The organism is Streptomyces sp. NPDC001507 (assembly GCF_042894765.1).
In the GTDB taxonomy this organism is placed as follows: Bacteria; Actinomycetota; Actinomycetes; order Streptomycetales; family Streptomycetaceae; genus Streptomyces.
Genome location: NZ_JBIAVV010000010.1, coordinates 84387 through 100891 on the forward strand (window position 1 = coordinate 84387; position 16505 = coordinate 100891).

Below are 16505 nucleotides of genomic sequence, written 5' to 3' on the forward strand. Positions count from 1 at the left end.
GCCCCGACTCTACGCAGCGGGCGGCACGTCAGTCGCCCCGGAGGCGCGGACCCGCTTGCAGCCGCCCCTGGTCATTCACTCCTGAAGTAGTGCCCCTCCTCGAGATCGGCGAGAACCCCCGCCTCCACCGGTTCCCACCCCAGCAACTCCCGGGTCCGGCCGCTCCTCACCGGCACGTCCAGCGACACGAACGCCCCGAAGAACCCGAAGTGCTCGGCGCGCCGGTCCTCCGGCACGCTCTCCGCCGGCACCCCCAGCCGCCGCCCGATCGCCTCGGCGATCGCGCGCACCGCGACCCCTTCCTCGGCCGCCGCGTGCAGTTCGGCACCGGCCGGCGCCTTCTCCAGTGCCAGCCGGTAGAGCCGGGCGAGGTCCAGCGTGTGCACGGCGGACCACTGGTTGGAGCCGTCCCCGGCATAGCCGGAGACACCGGTGGCCCGCGCGATCCGGATCAGCATCGGCAGGAACCCGCTCCGGTCCCGCGCACTGTGCACGACCGGCGGAATCCCGACGAGCACCGCACGCACCCCCTGTTCGGCGAGCTCGCCGAACAGCCGCCCCGTGGCGATCCGCGGATTGGCGCTGTACGCCGCGCCGAGGTGCTCGTTGCCGTCGCCGTGCCCCATGCCGACCCCCAGGAGCGCCTTGCCGGTCCCGGCGAGCGCCTCGCCGAACACCTGCACCACGGTCCGGTCGGTGGCCGCCGCCCCGGCCATGTCGCCGGCGGCCATCGCCGTGTGGTCGAAGGCGAGATGGACGACCGCGTCGGAATCGGCCGCGGCCGCCCGCAGGCCGTCCGGATCCGCCAGGTCACCGCGGCGCACCTCGGCACCCAGGGCCTTCACGGCCGCCGCGGAGTTCTCGGACCGGGCGAGGCCGACGACCTCGTGCCCGGCGTTCAGCAGTTCGGGAATGACGGCGGAGGCGATATGACCGCTCGCGCCGGTGACGAAGACACGCATGACAGCACTCTCCCCAGGACGGAAGGACAGGTGATGTGACTTGGTACCGTCACCATACTCCCGTGACGGTACCGAGTCACATCACTTAGGCTGTCCCCATGGCCCGATGGGAACCGAACGCACGACTGCGCCTCGTGCAAGCCGCGATCGACCTGTTCGGCGAGCAGGGGTACGACAGCACCACCGTCGCCCAGATCGCCGAGCGGGCCGGGCTGACCAAGACGACGTTCTTCCGGCACTTCCCGGACAAGCGCGAGGTGCTGTTCGCGGGGCAGGAGGAGCACGGCCGGCTGCTCGCCGAGGGAGCCGCGGCGGCGCCGGACACGGCGACCCCGCTGGAGGTGGTGGCCTTCGCCCTGGACGCCCTGGCCGGCTCCTTCACCCCGGAACAGCGCGCGTTCGGCCCGCGGCTGATGCAGGTCATCGGCAGCCACAGCGAGCTGCGCGAACGCGCCGCGTTCAAGAGCCTCAACCTGGCCACGACCCTGGCCACGGCCCTCCACGAACGCGGCGTGCCCGACCCCACCGCGTCCCTCGCCGCCCACCTGGGCGCCCAGGCCTTCTCGGCCGCCTTCGCCCGCTGGATCACCCCGGCGAACGACCGCACCCTCCCCGACCTGGCCCGCACCGCCCTGACCGAACTCCGCGAGGCGACCGCAGCCCTCACGTAGCGGCCCTCACGCAGCGCCCCTCACGCAGCGGCCCTCACGCAGCGGGCGGGGGCACGGCGAGTTCGTCCGGTGTCTCCTCCTGCGGGGCGCATCCCCGCAGGAGGGCTCACCCGGACGGACCGGAGCGGTGGCGGGCGGGGGCGGGAGGTGGTGGCGTGGGAGCACGCGTTCCCGCTGCTCCCGAGTCCTGGTCCTGGAGAGGCCCCCGCATGAAAGCCATCGCCTCCGGTCTCGCCGTGGTCGGCCTGCTGGCCGCCTCCGCCTGCACCGCCGCCGAACCGCCGGAGGCGTCCGCCCCGGCCGCCAGTGCGACCACCGCCGAACGGCCCGCCCCGGCCGCCCCCGCCGCCTCGCCCGGTACGTCCGGCACCTCCGCCATCCCGCCGCTCACCGTCGAGCAGGCGCAGGCCGCGCTGATCGACGAGGGCGACCTCGGCGTGCCGTGGACCGCGACCGACGGCACCGCCACCTGGCACGACGGGCTGCTCAAGGCGGCCACCGGCCAGGCCGACTGCCAGCGCCTCCTGGAGGCCCTGTACACCGACGAACTGCTCGGCGTCCCGACCGGCCCGCGGGCCGCCACCGCCCTCGACGACGGCGACGACGCGGCCCAGCTCCGCTACCAGGTCGACGCGAGCCGCGTCGCCGACGTCGAACGGACCCTGGCCTGGCTGCGGACCCTGCCCCGCACCTGCGGGCAGTTCACCGCGCAGACCACCGCGGCCGGGACCGAGGCCGTCCGGATCACCGACGCCGGGCTGCCGCACGACCTCGGCGACGCGCGCCAGGGGCTCCGGATGACCCTCACCTCGCAGCCCGACCCCGCCGCCGAGCCCACCACCCTCACCCTCGACGTCGCCGTCGTCCGCGTCGGCGACGACGCGATCGTCCTCACCGCCGGGGCCCTGGGCACCCTCCCCGACGACACCACCCGGCAGGCCCTCGACGTCGGCGTCCAGCGCCTCGCCCAGGTACGCGAGAAGGGGCGCGCCCAGGCCTAGCCGGCTCCGGGTGCGTCACCTGCGGGCCGGTGAGGGCTGGTCGCGCGGTTCCCCGCGCCCCTGGAGAGGCACTACAACCCCGCCCACGAAACTGTGAACGGGTTTCAGGTCACGCAGTTCGGCGCCCGTCGTGGTCGCCGGGTCGCGGTCCCAAACCGTGAGGTCGGCCCAGCGGCCCGGGGTCAGGATGCCGCGGACCCGGTCCTCGCCGGTGAGGCGGGCCGCCTGGGTGGTGTGCAGGGTCAGGGCCTCCGGGTAGGTGATCGCGTGCTCGGGGCCCTTCACACCGACGACCGTCTGCCGGGTCGTCATGCCCCACACCGAGCGCATCGCGCCGAACTGGCCGACCGGGAAGTCGGAGCCCGCGCTGACCTGGGCGCCCAGGTCGATCCAGCCGCGCGCCGGGAAGAGGCGGGCGACCCGCTCCGGGCCCCAGAAGCCCTCCTCGACCTCGGCGGTGTCGTGCAGCAGCGGCTGCTGGATGGTGACCGGGATGCCCAACGCGACGGCGCGGGCGCGCTGTTCCGGGCCGGCCAGCCCGCCGTGCTCCATCACCAGGGTGCCGGCGGGCAGGCCGGGGTTGCGGTCCAGGACGCGTTCGTAGACGTCGAGGAGGGTACGGACCGCGCGGTCGCCGTAGGCGTGGGTGCCGACCCGCCAGCCGCGCCTGACCACCGCCTCGACCGCTTCGGCCAGCGCGTCCGGCTCCCAGATCAGCATCCCCGAGAAGGAGTGGTCGCAGGCGTACGGCTCCTCGGTGGCACCGGCCTCCAGGCCGCCGTCGAGACCGAACTTCACGCCCCACACCGACAGGTACGGGTCGGAGGTGTCGCGCCACCGCTCCATGGTGTCGAGCAGGTCCTCCACCTGGGCCGCGCTCGTCATGCCGAGCGCCGAGATCAGCGCGCGCACCCTGGTGTGCAGGGCGCCGGCCTCGCGGGCGGCGCGCAGCACCCGGTAGTCCTCGGGGGTCACCGCGCAGTCCCGCACGGTGCCGATGCCGGTGGCGGCGTAGTCGCGGGAGGCGATGCGGAGTCCCTCGATGCGCTGGGCCCGGTCGGGGGCCGGGACCAGGCGCTCCACCAGGTGCAGGGCGTTGTCGATGAGCCGGCCGTCCAGCCGGCCGTCGGCGTCGCGGCCGATGGTGCCGCCGGGCGGCACGGGGGTGTCCTCGGTGATGCCGGCGAGGCGCAGCGCGTAGCTGTTGACGACGTCGTTGTGACCGCCGCGCTTGACCAGGACCGGGTGCCGGCCGGTGGCCGTGTCGAGTTCGGCCGCGGTGGGCATGCGGCGCTCGGCCAGGTTCAGTTCCTGCCAGTTGGTGGTGGTGCGGATCCACTCGCCCTCGGGGGTGACCGCGGCCCGCTGCCGGATCAGGTCGAGGAACTCGGGGATGGTGCGGGCCTGGTGGACGGGGACGTCCTGGGCGCCGAGCGCGGCGAAGACCAGGTGGGTGTGGGTGTCGTCGAAGGCGGGCAGCACGGTGGCGCCGGGCAGGTCACGCACCTCGGTCCGCGCGGTCACCAGGTGGTCGAGGCCGTGCGGGTCGGCGGACACGGCGGCGATCCGGTCGCCGCGCACCGCCAGGGCCCGCTGGGTGGCGTGGCCGGGCACCAGCGTGTGCACCGCACCGGCGCGGATCAGCAGGTCGGCTCCGTGATCGGTCATCGTCTTCTCCTCCAGCTCGCAGCGTCGCGAAGGTTTCGCTGACGGGACCGTTGTAGAAGCCGTTCGGCGGTTCGCCGCCATATCGAGGGCGTGAACGCAGGATGTACGCCACTCAGACCGCGTCACGCGCGGATCATGCGACAGACGCGGTAGCCGCCCGTAAGGGGCGCGCGGCGCCACCGACCGGCGGCCGGACGTGACCGCTCCGCCGCGCGCGCCGGAGCGGTGGTCCTACAGCGGAGGCTGTGCCGGTGCCGGTCCCAGGGTCGTGGTGCCCGGGGCCGTGCGGTGGCCGAGGCCGGTGCGGTAGGCGTCGAGGGCCGCCTCCACCCGGCCGGTGCGGCGCAGCAGGTCGCCGAGGAGGCGGCACAGGTCCGCCAGGTCGCCGGCCGCGCCCGCCCGCTCCAGCAGGCTCAGCGCCCGTACGTAGTGCTCCTCCGCCGTCTCCGTGTCCCGGGCGTCCTCGGCGATGATGCCGAGCAGCCGGTGCGCGGCGGCCGAGTGGACCGCGCCGCGCTCGGAGGAGAAGTCGCCGAGCACGTCGTGGAGGAGTTCGGCGGCCTCGTCCGACTTGCCCCGGCGGTGCAGGACGTCGGCCAGTTCCACCGCCGCCTGGCTGCGGTACAGGGCCGCGCGGGTCTCCGACAGCATGGCGAGGGCCTCGCGCAACTCGCTCTCCGCGCGCTCAAGTTCGCCGTTCTGGGCGTAGACGTAGCCGCGCATCCAGTGGCAGTTCGCGAGTTCGGTACGGAGCTGGAGCTGGCGGTACAGCTCGGCGGCCTTGGCCAGGGAGGCATCGGCGTCGGCGACCCGGCCCTCGGCGAGCAGGGTGCGGGCGACGGAGCGGTGCATCCGGGCGATCAGCGCGGGGTCGCCGGCCTGCGGGGCGAGGGCGAGGGCCAGTTCGGCGGCCTGGGCGGCGCGGGCGTGGGCGCCCATGTCCATGTAGGGGCCGATGGCGGAGGCGTAGAGGAGCAGGAGCGCGTCCGGGTCGTGCAGGCCGCCGCGGTTGAGTTCGTCGAGCGTGGACTCGAGGAGGTAGACGGCATAGCGCAGCTCACCCGCGAGGTAGTGGCTGACCGCCCGGCCGCGGATCGCCGGGACGCGCACCGGGAGGGGTTCGTCGGCCGTCCACAGCTCGGCCCGTTCGAAGAACTCCCTGGCCTGCCCCAGGTCACCGGTGTCCAGGGCGCATTCGCCCATCCCGAGCAGCGCGGTGGCCTGTTCGACCGCCAGCCCGTGCGCCTCGGCCTCCGCGAAGAGGCCGGCGTACTGGGCGGCGGCCACCTCCGCCGCGCCGGTGGCCAGGGTGCGCTGGGCCTCGGTGAGCCGCAGCCTCAGGTCGGTGGCGAGGTGGGCGGGGCGCCCGCTGGCCAGCTCCTCGAAGCCGATGCCGAGCCGGCCCGCGATGTGCCGCAGCGCCTCGTCGGAGGCCCGTACCCGTCCGGCCTCCAGCGTGGAGATGTAGGCGGGCGTGTAGGCCGGTTCGGCCAATTGCCGCTGGGTGAGCCCCCGTTCGGTGCGCAGTTGCTGCACCCGCCGCCCTATGGTCTCCGGATCGTCCCGTTCCCGCATCCTGCCATTCCCCCCAACTCCCCCTGGACCTCTTGCCGTTGAGCTCCGACTACCCCTAGGTTAAACCGCGGATTAAACGTGCTTAACCCGCCCCTGTTGTTGCGAGGTCGCCGTGCTCGGACGCACATCCGCACGCCCCACCGCAAGCGCCACCACAAGTCCCAGCGCACGCTACGCCCGCGGTCTCGTCGCCGCCGTGATCGCCGTGGCCGCGCTCATCACCGCGGCCAACGCCGGCCCGGCCCGGGCGACGGACGACGCCCCCGCCGCCCCGACCGCGGCGACAGCCCGGCACTGAGGTTCCGCCGGCTGCGCCGCCGTTCGGGGCACCATCCCGTGCCCCCACCCCACCATCGCCCCCGGCGGGACCCTCCCCCTGTCCCGCCGGGGGTTTTCCCGCTGCGTCCGCACGGTGACCAGTTCCACGAAATGCCGTCCCCCGTTTGACAGAAAGCCCTTCCATCGAACGCTCCGCTCGGCAGTCTCGGGCCTGCGTCCGAATGTCATGTCCCGGACGAAAAAACCGTACCAACGTCCTCGTGTCAACGGCCCCCGGACCCACCGACTGGAGCCCCCGATGCCCCGCACCAGAACCCGTCGTCTCGGCCGAGCCACCGCCGTCGCGGGCAGCGCCGCCGCGCTCACCCTCGCCCTCCCCTCCACCGCCTCGGCGGGCGTACTCCAGAACCTCCCGGAGAACGACGACGCCGCCTGGCACCAGGAGAAGCTGCTCACCTGGGACAACATGGCGTCCAGCCTGCGCGGCATCCTGAACGCCTCCGACTGGGGCGACGCGAACTTCCCGCTCCAGGACGCCAAGTTCGACGACCACCTCGACAAGGCCAAGCCGAGCGCGATCCCGTTCGACGCGTACGCCTGACGAGATCCGGCCCCCGCCCCCGAATCCCGGATGCCGGTTGTCAGTGGCATGACCTACTCTTCCTCACATCCGCCACACGCGGCTCACAGTAAACGCACACATATGCCGCGTTCCGTGGCGCCCACTTCATTCGATCCGGGGGGTTCGAATCAGCGTGCGTATCCGCACCGTCACGGCCGCCACCACCCTGGCGGTCCTCTTCAGCTCCGCAGCCCTGGCCGCCGCGCCGGCCTACGCCGACACCAGCGCGCTCCTGCCCGTCAGATCGCTCGGTGACATCGTCGTCGACGGCACCCACCAGCAGGTCTTCATCAGCGACCCGGTCAACGGCAAGATCGTCGTCACCGACTACTCGGGCAATGTGCTCAAGCAGCTCACCACCAACCTCTCCGGGGTCCACGGCCTCGAACTGTCCGCCGACTCCGGCACGCTCTACGCGGCCGTGCAGGACATGGACGCCATCGCCGTCATCGACACCGCGACGGACACCGAGACCACCCGCTACGCGGTCGGCGACAAGCCGCTGAGCGTCGCCCTCGCGGACGGCAAGCTGTGGTTCGGCTACGGCGGCGACACAGCGGGCAACATCGGCTCGGTCGACCTGACCGGCGACCACGCGGTCACCCTCGACCAGGACCGCAGCTGGTATCAGGCACCGCTGGTGGACGCGGCGCCCGGCTCCGACGTCCTGGTCGCGGGCGCTGTCGACCAGAGCCCCGTCGAACTGGCCTCCTACGACGTCTCCTCGGGCACCGCCGCCAAGCTGGCCAGTACCCGCGAGGCGGGCAGCAACCTCGGCGACCTCCAGGTCACACCCGACGGCAAGGACGTCGTGGTGGCGAGCGGAGCGCCGTACTACCACCAGATCTTCAAGACCTCCGACCTCAACGAGGACGGCAAGTACACCAGCATCAACTACCCGAACGCGGTCGCCATCGCGCCGGACGGCACGGTCGCGGGCGGCAGCGACGCCTCCGACGACCCGGACGTCTACATCTTCCGGCCGGGCAGCAGCGAGGCCGTCCGCTCCTACGAGTTCCCGCGCACTGGCGCCTCCAGCGGCTCCGACCTGATGGCCGACGCGGGCCTCGCCTGGGCGCCGGACTCCTCCCGGCTGTTCGCGGTGTCGTACAACAGCGAGGGCGTGTACTCGTTGCGCGAGTACGACACCCCGGGCAAGGCGGCCAGCACCCTCACTGTGAACGCCCCGACGTCGGCGACACGCGCGAAGCAGCTGACCGTCACCGGCACGCTCTCCTCGACGACCGCGTTCCCGGCCGGCACGCAGGTCTCGGTCACCCGCACCGACCTCGACTCCCCGAACGGCAAGGCGCTGCCCGCCGTGACGGTCAGGGCCGACGGCACGTTCTCCTTCACCGACACCCCGCCGGCCGGCGGCAAGGTGACGTACAAGGTCGGCTACGCGGGCGACGCGGAGCACACGGCCGCCGCCGCCAAGGACACGGTCGACGTCTCCCGCGCGAAGCCGACGCTGACCGTGGACAACAACGGCAAGGTGTACGCGTACGGGAAGGACGTGAAGTTCACGGCCCACCTCGGCACGACGTACAAGAACCGCACGGTGGAGCTCTGGGCCGACCCGGCCGGCTCGGACAAGCCCAACAAGCTGGTGAAGTCCGGGAAGGTCGACTCGCACGGCAACCTGTCCGTGGTCCTCGGCCTGAAGCGGGACACCAAGGTCACCGCGAAGTTCGCGGGCGACGCCCGCTGGCAGCCGCGGTCGGTGTCCAGCACGGTGGGCGCGAAGGTCAGCGTCTCCATGGCGGTCAGCCGCCAGTACAAGTCGAAGAAGGCCTGGGGCCAGACCTACTACTACTTCCACAAGACCAGGAACCCGCTGTTCACGACCAAGATGCCGTACTACGGCGGCCGTGCCCAGCGGTTCGACTTCCAGGTCTACTACCAGGGCAAGTGGTACGCGGACACCTCGAAGTACTTCGCGCTGGCCACCAGCGGGGTCTCGCAGGTCGAGTTCACCGGCAACCACAAGGAAGACGTCGGCTGGCGCTTCCGGGTTCGCTCCGACTACATCGACGGGGCGTCCGGCGACACGGTCAACTCCACGACGTACGGCGCCTGGAAGTACTTCACGTTCACGAGCTAGCTGGTCTGAAGCTGCCGCAGGTGCTGCTGGACGTTCTCCAGCGCGCCCTCCCGGCGGCCCGGCACCCTGAGTCTCAACTCCGCGAGCGCGGGCCCGAGTTCACGGGCCCGCGCCGTGTCCTTGATGGCGCCCCACTGGTGGTGGGCCCGGTCCGCGGCCGCCTCGACGGCCGGTGCGTCGGCCGGCTGCCCGGCGCCCAGGCGGGCGCCGGCGACGGTCAGCCAGGTACGGCAGCTCCGCACCGCGTCCCCGGCGAACATCGCGAGGTCGGCACGTACCTCGGACCAGTGCAGGGCGTCCTCGGAGGCCGGCCCGTGCGCCCGCGCGGCCGCCTGCTCCCAGCGGGCGGCGAGCTCGTCCGCCTCGGCGTACCGCCCGTCCCGTACGGCCGCGCTGATGGCGTCGTGCGGATCGCCGCTGTCCGGGGTGTGGGTGCTGAACAGGATGTCGGCGGCGAGCTCCGCCCCGAGCCGTGCGAGCACCTGCCGGTGCAGCTCCGCCATCGCCGGCCGGTACCCGCTCCTCAGCACGGTCGCCACGGCCTTCATGTACGACGGTGCGGCGACCTCCCGCCGGGCGGGCGGCGGCGCGATGCGCCCGTGCACGGCGTTGTTGCGCCCGCAGTCGAACGGCACCGTGTGCAGCTGCTCCCAGACCTCGTGCTCCGCGTGCAGATCGAGCACCAGCGTCGTCGCCCCGGCCGGCCGCAGCCGCAGCTCCTCCCGGATCCAGTGCCAGGGCAGGCCGGTGTAGCGGACGGTGGCGGGCGTGGTCCGGGCCAGCGCGAGATGCGGCAGCCGCTGTTTGCGGTCCAGGTGGAGCTGGCCCGTGACGAACACGGTGAGCGGGCCGGGGGCGGCCGCGGCGGCGCGCAGCCGGGTCAGCACGGCCTGCGGCTCCAGGGGGTCGGCGAGTTCGACGACGTTCGCGGTCTCGGTGCCGGAGAGTATCGCCGGGGGCACGGCCGCGAGTACGGGGAGCACGGAGGCCGCGTCCACCATGCGTGCTTTGCCTGTCGGCGAGGCCGCGATCAGCAGCACGGTTCCGGGCATCGGGCCCTCCCCCTTTGTTCCCCTGTTTCACTTACGCCAGCACGGTAACCGCTGCGCTTGCAAAGCGGGGCCCCCACAAACCCTTTGACCCGGGTAACACCCGGTACGCCCCCTCTGCCTGTGCCTTCCCTGTTCTTCTCCGCCGCCCCCCTTTTTTCCGCCGCGACGGCGCTCAGCCGCAACGGCGTGACTCGGCGGTGCCGGACAGCCGCAAGCCGCCGCTGGGGCGCCGGCCCATTGCGGAGCAACACGCCGTCGTGGCTGGCCGCGCAGTTCCCCGCGCCCCTGACGGGGCGCTGCAGGCCCGCCCCCCTTTCCGCCGCAACGGTGTGACTCGGCGGTGCCGGACAGCCGCAAGCCGCCGTTGGGGCACCGGTCCGTTGCGGAGCAACACGCCGTCGTGGCTGGCCGCGCAGTTCCCCGCGCCCCTGACGGGGTGCTGCAGGCCCGCCCCTCCTTCCGCCGCGACGGTGTGGGCGGGGCGCTGCAGGCGGGCGGGTCTAAGAGGGTGGGGTGCGGCGTACCGCGAAGATGGTGGTGTCGTCGGAGAGGTGGCCGTGGCTGTGGTGGAGGACGCCGTCGCGGATGTAGGCGACGAGGCGGGTGGGGTCGGGGGCCGGGGCACGGGCGGTGGCGTCGGGGAGGGAGTAGAAGGCGCCGCTTCGGTTTCTGGCCTCGGTGACGCCGTCCGTGGTGATGAGGAGGGTCTCGTCGGGGGCGAGGGTGACGGTGAGGGTGGGGGGCGGGCCGGTCGCCGTCGCGAGGTCGGCCATGCCGAGGGGAAGTCCGTCGCCCGGGGGCAGGGGGCGTACCCCCGTCGGCCCCACCGCCAGCGGCGGCTCGTGGCCGAAGTTGACGACTTCCACCACGTCCGGGGCGCCCGGCGGGAAGCCGAGCAGGACCGCCGTGGCGAAGCGGTCGCCGTCGTCCCGGCCCAGCGCCACCGTGTGACTTCGGTGCCGGATCATCCGGGTCTCCAGCCGGTCGGCCACCGTCGCCAGGTCCCGTTCGTGGTACCCCGCCTCACGGAACGTCCCCAGCAGCGCCGCCGCCGTCTCCACCGCCCCCAGCCCCTTGCCCTGGACGTCCCCGACCAGCACCCGGGTGCCGTACAGCCCCGGCTGGATGTCGTAGAAGTCGCCGCCCACCCGCGCCTGGCTGTCCGCGGCGAGGTACACCGCCGCGTGCTCCAGCCCGGCCCACCCCTGCGGCAGCGGCCGCAGCACGGTACGCACGGTGGTCTCGGCGATGTCCCGCATGTGCAGCATCCGCCGCTCGCCGTTCCTGCGGACCACGCAGGCCAGGATGGCCAGCAGCCCCGCGAAGGCGACCAGGATGAAGTCGGGCAGCCCGGCCTGGTACTGCTGGGGCCAGGCGTTGTCCACGGCGACGTAGTCGAGGACCGACAGCACCGCGAAGACCGCCGTCGTCCAGACCCCGCAGATCGCCGCCGCGATACCGGGGACCAGGACGATCCAGGAGACGATCCGGAACCGCTCGGTGGTGTTGAGGTCGACCGCCGTGATCCCTGCGAGCAGCAGGAGCGGCGCCACCCAGGCGACGCTCCGGCCCCTGACCCACAGCAGCTCCTTGCACCGCCGCACGGCCTGGTGGTCGGTCACGAGAGTCAGGGAAACACGGGCGGGCACGCCTCGCACGTCGTACGTGCATCCCGTACGAAGCGTCGTACGGGATGCACTGACCGACTTGCCACGGGGTACCCGCAGGTGTGCTCTGGAAGGTGGGGGCGAGGAGAGAGGAGCACGCTCATGGCTCAAGCGGCACCCACGTCCGGCGGTATGCCCAGGAGCGGCCGGACGCCCGACGTGTTCAGTACGCAGATGCACGCCAGGGCCCGGGTGGCCATACCGGTGGTGACCGGGCTGATCTACGGCTACTGGGCCGCGGCCAACCGGCGCATGGGCGGGCCCATCACCGGCTGGAACCTGCTGTTCGGCTTCCTGACCGCCCTCGTCTTCGCGGTGGTGCTGTTCGGCGTGCTGACCGTCGCCCCCCGGCTGCGGCGGGAGCTGCACGCGGTGCTGTGGACGGCGTTCATGGGCACCGCCTTCGGCTTCCTGTACAGCCAGAGCGGCGAATCGATCCTCCGGTGCGTCGCGATGTCGCTCGCGGTCGCGGCGGTGACGTTCATCGTGATGTTCTACCGGTTCTACACGCACGAGGACGCGGTCGGACACCGCATCCGTTAGCCGCGCGGCCGGCGGCGCCGCCGCGAGGTGCGCGCGTGGACTCCGGCGGCCGACCCCGGCCGTGGGCCCCGGCCCCCACGGCCGGGGCCCACGTGTTTCCCCTGTTTCCCCTCACCGGTCGCCGAGGCGTTGCGGGCGCTCGGCGACGCTCCCCAACCAGGAAACACCCGTTCGGGTCAACCCTCCACCGGAGCGAGGCGCCCCAAGGGTTTCCGGGGCGGCCGGCCGGCACCGCCGTACCCCCGTTCGGCTCGACCTGCGCCTCCCGGCCCCCCGAATGCAGTCGCCCCGCTCGCCTGACCGGTTCTCAGGGGCTTGCCTGGAAGCGTGCCCTCAGTGCCCTCAGTGCCTCCGGGGTCCCCACGGACCGCGCCGCCCTCAGGTCTCCGGCGTGCCCTGTCGGCCCTGCTGATCGTGCTGGGCTGCCTGCTGCTGCCGTTCGGCGCGCTCGCGGCCTGGGCGGCGTACGGGCTGGCGGACACCGGACAGTACGTCAGCACGATGGCACCGCTGGCCGAGGACCCGGATGTCCGGGACGCGGTCGCGGACACCGTCGGCGAGGGCATCATGCGCGAGGTGGACGTCGGCCGGCCGATGCGGGGCACGGTGGCGCCGTTCGTGCGCGAGGCGGTCCGGTCCTTCACCCAGACGGAGGCGTTCCGGCTGGCCTGGGACGCAGGCAACCGGGCCACCCACGACGCCGTGCTGCGCGCACTCCAGGGCGAGCGCGAGGAGCCCGTCACCGTCGACCTCGCGCCGGTCACCGCCCAGGTCAAGGACCGGCTCACCCAGGACCATGTGCCGCTCGCGGCCCGTATCCCGGTCCAGCACACGGCCGTCGCGGTACTGCCGGCGGCGGAACTGGACCGGCTCCGGAAGGGGTTTCACGTGCTCGAGGTCGCCGGCTTCTGGCTGCCCGTGGCGGCCGTCGTCTTCGCGGTCGGCGGCATCGCGCTCGCCGTCCGCCGCCGCCGTGCCGTCACGGCGGCGGCGCTGGGCACGGCCCTGGGCGGCGCCCTGCTCGGCCTCGCCCTCGTCATCGGGCGCCGGCTCACCCTGGCCGACCTGCCGCCGGACGTCTCGCACCCGGCCGCGGCCGCCGTCTACGACGCCCTGACGTCCACCCTGCGCACGGTCTCCTGGCTGCTCCTGGCCCTCGGCCTGACCGTGGCCGCGCTGGCCTGGATCGGCGGACGCCTGCGCCGGCCCGGGCCCGGGGAGACACGGCAGCAGGCCGCCGGCACAGCGGATTCCGCGTCCCTCAGGGCCGGTTCACAGTCCCCTGACCAGAACATGCCAGTCAGGTAACCGGCTGCTCCTCCGGGAGTCACCCGGCGGGCGCCCCGGCCGACCACCGTGGCGAGGCGACGGCCACCGGTACGGAACACCGGCGGCCGACGCCGACGTCACCCGAGGAGCCCCCGCCCGATGAACCGTCGCACCGCACGCCGTGCCGCAGTCGCCCTCACGGCCGGCCTCGCCCTGTCGTTCGCCGCCGCCCTGCCCGCCCAGGCCGCCGACCCGACCGTCACCGAGACCCAGTGGCTGTCCGACGTCGCCGCCGTCACCGGCCCCGCGCAGGACTACATCGACAGCCGAGCCGCCGCGAACGCCTCCGGCGCGAAGCAGGCGATCGTCCTCGACATCGACAACACCTCGCTGGAGACCCACTTCGAGGGCGGCATCACCATCCCCGCCACCCCGCCGGTGCTCGCCCTCGCCCAGGACGCGCACGCCAAGGGCATCGGCGTGTTCTTCGTCAGCGCCCGCAGCGACCTGTACAACGTGGTGACCAAGGCCAACCTGAAGGCGGTCGGCTACCCCGTCGACGGCCTCTACGCGCGGACCGTCGCCCAACTGCTCACCGAGTCCGTCGCGGACTTCAAGACCTCGCAGCGCAAGGCGATCGAGGCGGACGGCTACGACGTCATCGCCGACATCGGCAACAATACGACGGACCTGACCGGCGGTTATGCCGGCACCGCCTACAAGCTGCCGGACTACGACGGCCTGCTGGACTAACCGTCCGCCGGGGGCTGCCGCGGGCCGCGCGCCGCGAGGGCGGCCAGCGTCCGCAGCGCCCCCGCCAGCTCCGGCTCCGCGGCCGACGCCAGCCCGAGCCGCACCGCGTCCGGCGTCCGCTTCGGGTCGACGCGGAAGGCGGTACCCGGCGTGACCGCGATCCCGTGGGCGGCCGCGGCCGCCGTGAAACCGTCGGCCCGCCACGGCTCGGGGAGCTCCCACCAGGCGAAGTACCCGTGCGGATCGGCCCGTACGGCGAACCCGGCCAGCGCCTCGCGGAGGAGCCGCTGCCGACGTGCGGCCTGCTCCCGCTTGGCCGCCACGAGCCGCGCCACGGTCCCGTCCCCGATCCAGCGCACCGCCGCCTCCAGCGCGAACGCCCCCGCGCTCCATCCCCCGGACCGCACGGCCGCCGCCACCGCGGCCACCCGGTCCTCAGGCACGACGGCGAACCCCACGGTGAGACCGGGCGCGACCCGCTTGGAGAGCCCGTCGACGAGATGGACGAGCCGTGGCGCGAGGGCGGCGAGCGGTGGCGGCCCGGGCTCGCGCCGCAGGAACGACCAGATCCGGTCCTCCACGACCGGCAACCCCACGTCCGCGACCAGGCGCGCCAGTTGGAGTCGGCGCTCGGCCGGGACGGTCACCGACGTCGGGTTGTGCAGGGTCGGCTGGAGATAGAGCGCGGAGAGCGGCGCGGACCGGTGCGCGGCGAGCACGGACTCGGCGAGGGGCCCGTCCCCGTCCGCCCGCACCGGGACGAGCGTGATGCCGAGCCGCCCGGCGACCTCCTTGACCAGCGGATACGTCAACGGCTCCACCCCGACCCGGCCGCCCGGCCGCACCAGGGACCCCAGGGTGGCGGCGATCGCCTGCCGGGCGTTGCCGGTGAACAGGACGCGGCCGGGGTCGGGCCGCCAGTCGCCGGTGGCGAGCAGTGCGGCGGCGGCCTCCCTGGCGTGCGGGGTGCCGTCGGCGGCGGCCGGCCGGAGGGCGTCGGTAAGCGCGTCGGTCCGCAGCAGCGGCGCGAGGGACGGGGCCAGCAGCTCCGACTGGCCGGGCACGGAAGGGTAGTTGAGCTCCAGGTTGACACGGGCGGCGCCGTCCTCGACCAGCGCCCGCCCCTGCGGCCCGGCCTGCGCGGACCGCACGAACGTGCCCCGCCCGACCTCGCCCACCACCAGCCCGCGCCGCACGAGTTCGGCGTACACCCGCCCGGCGGTCGAGGCGGCGATCCCGTGCCGCCGAGCGAACGCCCGCTGCGGAGGCAGCCGTTGCCCGGCCCGCAGCCGCCCCCGCGCGATGTCCAGCGCGATCCGGTCGGCGATCCCCCGGAAGTCGTCCACGGTCCCCCCGCTCTCATTGCACCGAGAGCAAAGATTTTATTGCACCGAGGAGTTGCGGGTCCCTAGGGTCGTCCACATGCCCCCCTTCCTCGCATACGACGACAATGACCCGCATACCGCGCGAACCCCTCTCCTCCTCGTCCACGGCCACCCCTTCGACCGCACGATGTGGCACCCCCAGCAGACCGCCTTCGCCGCCACCCGCCGGGTCGTCGCCCCCGACCTGCGCGGCTACGGCACCTCCCCGGTCACCCCCGGCCGCACCCCGCTCTCCCGTTTCGCGGCGGACCTCGCGGAACTCCTCGACACGCTGGGCGTACGGACCTGCGTGATCGCCGGCCTGTCGATGGGCGGCCAGATCGCGATGGAGTGCTACGACCGTCTCGGCCCCGAACGCGTCCGGGGCCTGGTCCTGGCCGACACCTTCGCCGACCCGGAGACCCCGGAGGGCAGACGCGCGAGGAACGCCATGGCCGACCGGCTCCTGCGCGAGGGCATGCGCGGCTACGCCGACGAGGTCCTGGCGAAGATGGTCGCCCCGGACGCCCGCCCCGACGTGAAGGCCCACGTCCACCGCATGATGACGGCCACCCACCCCGAGGGCGCCGCGGCAGCCCTGCGCGGCCGCGCCGAACGCCCCGACTACCGCCCCCTGCTGGCGAAGGCGACGGTCCCCGCCCTGATCGTGGTCGGCGCGGACGACGAGTACACCCCCGTCTCCGACGCCGAGGCGATGCACGCCCTCCTGGCCGACTCCACCCTCCGGATCATCGACGGGGCGTCCCACCTGCCCAACCTGGAACGGCCGGCGGAGTTCAACCGGGCCCTGGGGGAGTTCCTGGCCCGGGTGGACGAGGAATCGTGATCCCCGAATCGTGATCACCGACACCGCACGACACGCCTCGGACCCGGTCCGAAGAACGCACGACACCCCACTCACCCCGTTCCCGCACCCGGCCCGTACCGGCCACCGGGCCCGCGTCTTGGACATCA

General features: G+C 73.4%; 15 protein-coding genes. 9 read left to right on the forward strand and 6 right to left on the reverse strand.

Translation table 11 applies throughout. The annotated features are described in order from the left end of the window. Positions 1-71: 71 nt before the first annotated feature. On the reverse strand, positions 72-962 hold the full coding sequence (locus ACFY0K_RS30225; protein WP_390642479.1) for an SDR family oxidoreductase: 891 nt from the start codon (positions 960-962) through the stop codon (positions 72-74). Positions 963-1060: 98 nt separating this feature from the next. Here ACFY0K_RS30225 and ACFY0K_RS30230 point away from each other — a divergent pair, with 98 nt between their 5' ends. Beyond that, the gene (locus ACFY0K_RS30230; protein WP_390642480.1) at positions 1061-1633 is read left to right on the forward strand and encodes a TetR/AcrR family transcriptional regulator; all 573 of its coding nucleotides are present in this window, start codon (positions 1061-1063) and stop codon (positions 1631-1633) included. A 209-nt stretch (positions 1634-1842) separates the two neighbouring features. Beyond that, complete coding sequence (locus ACFY0K_RS30235) at positions 1843-2634, forward strand: hypothetical protein (RefSeq protein WP_390642481.1); 792 nt, start codon at positions 1843-1845, stop codon at positions 2632-2634. A 15-nt stretch (positions 2635-2649) separates the two neighbouring features. Here the strand turns inward: ACFY0K_RS30235 and ACFY0K_RS30240 are convergent, their stop codons facing one another. Both ACFY0K_RS30240 and ACFY0K_RS30245 read right to left on the reverse strand, forming a co-directional pair. Beyond that, positions 2650-4302, reverse strand: a complete 1653-nt coding sequence (locus ACFY0K_RS30240; RefSeq protein ID WP_390642482.1) for an amidohydrolase — start codon at positions 4300-4302, stop codon at positions 2650-2652. Positions 4303-4533: 231 nt separating this feature from the next. Next, entirely contained in the window at positions 4534-5877 is a 1344-nt protein-coding gene (locus ACFY0K_RS30245; protein WP_390642483.1) for a tetratricopeptide repeat protein, read from the reverse strand. A gap of 112 nt (positions 5878-5989) precedes the next feature. On the opposite strand from ACFY0K_RS30245, the gene ACFY0K_RS30250 reads away from it, so the two are divergent. From ACFY0K_RS30250 to ACFY0K_RS30260, 3 genes are all read left to right on the forward strand, one after another. Further along, complete coding sequence (locus ACFY0K_RS30250) at positions 5990-6175, forward strand: hypothetical protein (RefSeq protein WP_093500656.1); 186 nt, start codon at positions 5990-5992, stop codon at positions 6173-6175. A 279-nt stretch (positions 6176-6454) separates the two neighbouring features. Continuing rightward, complete coding sequence (locus tag ACFY0K_RS30255) at positions 6455-6757, forward strand: NPP1 family protein (protein WP_390642484.1); 303 nt, start codon at positions 6455-6457, stop codon at positions 6755-6757. A 154-nt stretch (positions 6758-6911) separates the two neighbouring features. Beyond that, entirely contained in the window at positions 6912-8882 is a 1971-nt protein-coding gene (locus tag ACFY0K_RS30260) for an Ig-like domain repeat protein (RefSeq protein WP_390642485.1), read from the forward strand. Here ACFY0K_RS30260 and ACFY0K_RS30265 read toward each other — a convergent pair. Together ACFY0K_RS30265 and ACFY0K_RS30270 are read right to left on the reverse strand one after the other, a co-directional pair. Next, positions 8879-9934, reverse strand: a complete 1056-nt coding sequence (locus tag ACFY0K_RS30265) for a hypothetical protein (protein ID WP_390642486.1) — start codon at positions 9932-9934, stop codon at positions 8879-8881. The two genes, ACFY0K_RS30260 and ACFY0K_RS30265, sit on opposite strands and share 4 nt — an antisense overlap. A 500-nt stretch (positions 9935-10434) precedes the next feature. Further along, complete coding sequence (locus tag ACFY0K_RS30270; protein WP_390642487.1) at positions 10435-11556, reverse strand: PP2C family protein-serine/threonine phosphatase; 1122 nt, start codon at positions 11554-11556, stop codon at positions 10435-10437. A 147-nt stretch (positions 11557-11703) separates the two neighbouring features. On the opposite strand from ACFY0K_RS30270, the gene ACFY0K_RS30275 reads away from it, so the two are divergent. The 3 genes from ACFY0K_RS30275 (at position 11704) to ACFY0K_RS30285 (ending at position 14166) form a co-directional block, all read left to right on the forward strand. Then, complete coding sequence (locus ACFY0K_RS30275; protein ID WP_351956706.1) at positions 11704-12144, forward strand: hypothetical protein; 441 nt, start codon at positions 11704-11706, stop codon at positions 12142-12144. 336 nt (positions 12145-12480) lie between these two features. Next, positions 12481-13452 carry a hypothetical protein gene (locus ACFY0K_RS30280; protein ID WP_390642488.1) on the forward strand — a complete coding sequence of 324 codons (972 nt, stop codon included), beginning with the start codon at positions 12481-12483 and terminating at the stop codon, positions 13450-13452. 120 nt (positions 13453-13572) lie between these two features. Beyond that, on the forward strand, positions 13573-14166 hold the full coding sequence (locus ACFY0K_RS30285; RefSeq protein WP_390642489.1) for an HAD family acid phosphatase: 594 nt from the start codon (positions 13573-13575) through the stop codon (positions 14164-14166). Here ACFY0K_RS30285 and ACFY0K_RS30290 read toward each other — a convergent pair. Beyond that, positions 14163-15512, reverse strand: coding sequence for a PLP-dependent aminotransferase family protein (locus ACFY0K_RS30290; RefSeq protein ID WP_390642490.1), 1350 nt, complete (start codon positions 15510-15512; stop codon positions 14163-14165). The two genes, ACFY0K_RS30285 and ACFY0K_RS30290, sit on opposite strands and share 4 nt — an antisense overlap. Before the next feature lie 76 nt (positions 15513-15588). On the opposite strand from ACFY0K_RS30290, the gene ACFY0K_RS30295 reads away from it, so the two are divergent. Further along, positions 15589-16377, forward strand: a complete 789-nt coding sequence (locus ACFY0K_RS30295; RefSeq protein WP_390642491.1) for an alpha/beta fold hydrolase — start codon at positions 15589-15591, stop codon at positions 16375-16377. Positions 16378-16505 lie beyond the last annotated feature (128 nt).